The organism is Streptomyces sp. CAI-85, from assembly GCF_013363615.1.
GTDB classification, from domain to species: Bacteria; Actinomycetota; Actinomycetes; order Streptomycetales; family Streptomycetaceae; genus Streptomyces; species Streptomyces antibioticus_B.
Genome location: NZ_JAANNX010000193.1, coordinates 1 through 1,205 on the forward strand (window position 1 = coordinate 1; position 1,205 = coordinate 1,205).

1 protein-coding gene is annotated in these 1,205 nt (G+C 68.4%); it reads left to right on the forward strand.

The window, feature by feature from the left end; all coding sequences use genetic code 11:
* Window positions 1–1,205 (forward strand): AAA family ATPase (locus G6W55_RS37705; protein WP_175525071.1); only part of this gene is annotated, 1,205 nt, incomplete at both ends.

Consider the following 1,205-nt stretch of genomic DNA (forward strand, 5'->3'; position numbering starts at 1 on the left):
CAGGCCATCGTCAAGGGCGAGGTGCCCGAGACCCTCAAGGACAAGCACCTCTACACCCTGGACCTCGGCGCGCTGGTCGCCGGCTCCCGCTACCGCGGTGACTTCGAGGAGCGCCTGAAGAAGGTCCTCAAGGAGATCCGCACCCGCGGCGACATCATCCTGTTCATCGACGAGCTGCACACGCTGGTCGGTGCGGGTGCCGCCGAGGGCGCCATCGACGCCGCGTCGATCCTCAAGCCGATGCTGGCCCGCGGTGAGCTCCAGACCATCGGCGCCACCACGCTGGACGAGTACCGCAAGCACCTGGAGAAGGACGCCGCCCTCGAGCGCCGCTTCCAGCCCATCCAGGTCGCCGAGCCGTCCCTGCCGCACACCATCGAGATCCTCAAGGGTCTGCGCGACCGGTACGAGGCGCACCACCGCGTCTCCATCACCGACGAGGCGCTGGTCCAGGCCGCCACCCTGGCCGACCGGTACATCTCGGACCGCTTCCTGCCGGACAAGGCGATCGACCTGATCGACGAGGCCGGTTCCCGGATGCGCATCCGCCGGATGACCGCTCCGCCGGACCTGCGCGAGTTCGACGAGAAGATCGCCGGCGTCCGCCGCGACAAGGAGTCCGCGATCGACTCGCAGGACTTCGAGAAGGCCGCCTCCCTCCGCGACAAGGAGAAGCAGCTCCTGGCCGCCAAGGCCAAGCGGGAGAAGGAGTGGAAGGCCGGCGACATGGACGTCGTCGCCGAGGTCGACGGCGAGCTGATCGCCGAGGTCCTCGCCACGGCCACCGGCATCCCGGTCTTCAAGCTGACCGAGGAGGAGTCCAGCCGCCTGCTCCGCATGGAGGAGGAGCTGCACAAGCGGGTCATCGGCCAGGTCGACGCCGTCAAGGCGCTGTCCAAGGCGATCCGCCGTACCCGCGCCGGTCTGAAGGACCCGAAGCGTCCCGGTGGCTCGTTCATCTTCGCCGGCCCGTCCGGTGTCGGTAAGACCGAGCTGTCCAAGGCGCTCGCCGAGTTCCTCTTCGGTGACGAGGACGCGCTGATCTCCCTCGACATGTCGGAGTTCAGCGAGAAGCACACCGTCTCGCGTCTCTTCGGCTCCCCGCCCGGATACGTGGGCTACGAGGAGGGCGGCCAGCTCACCGAGAAGGTGCGCCGCAAGCCGTTCTCCGTCGTCCTCTTCGACGAGGTCGAGAAGGCCCACCC